Below are 282 nucleotides of genomic sequence, written 5' to 3' on the forward strand. Positions count from 1 at the left end.
AGCCGGCCGCCGGCGTGCTGCGCGGCATGTGGGAACAGGCGCAGGCGCTGCTGCGATGAGGGTCAGCTGCAATGGCCAGCCGGCGCAGGTGGAGGACCTGCTGCCGGCGCTGGTGAACTACGGCCACTTCACCTCGCTGCAGGTGCGCGGCCATGCGGTGCAGGGACTGGACCTGCATCTGGCGCGGCTGTCACAGGCCACGCGTGCACTGTTCGGCAGCGAGCTGGATACGGGGCAGGTACGGGGGGGGATGGCACAGGCGCTGCAGCAGGCCGGCCTGGC

Annotated in this window: 1 pseudogene; it reads left to right on the plus strand. The window is 71.6% G+C overall.

Going from position 1 to position 282, the window contains the following annotated elements:
- Positions 1–55 precede the first annotated feature (55 nt).
- A pseudogene (locus tag EN804_RS36740) lies at positions 56–282 on the plus strand (aminotransferase class IV); the annotation flags it as partial.

The sequence above is a fragment of the Mesorhizobium sp. M8A.F.Ca.ET.161.01.1.1 genome (genome assembly GCF_004792105.1).
In the GTDB taxonomy this organism is placed as follows: domain Bacteria; phylum Pseudomonadota; class Alphaproteobacteria; order Rhizobiales; family Rhizobiaceae; genus Mesorhizobium.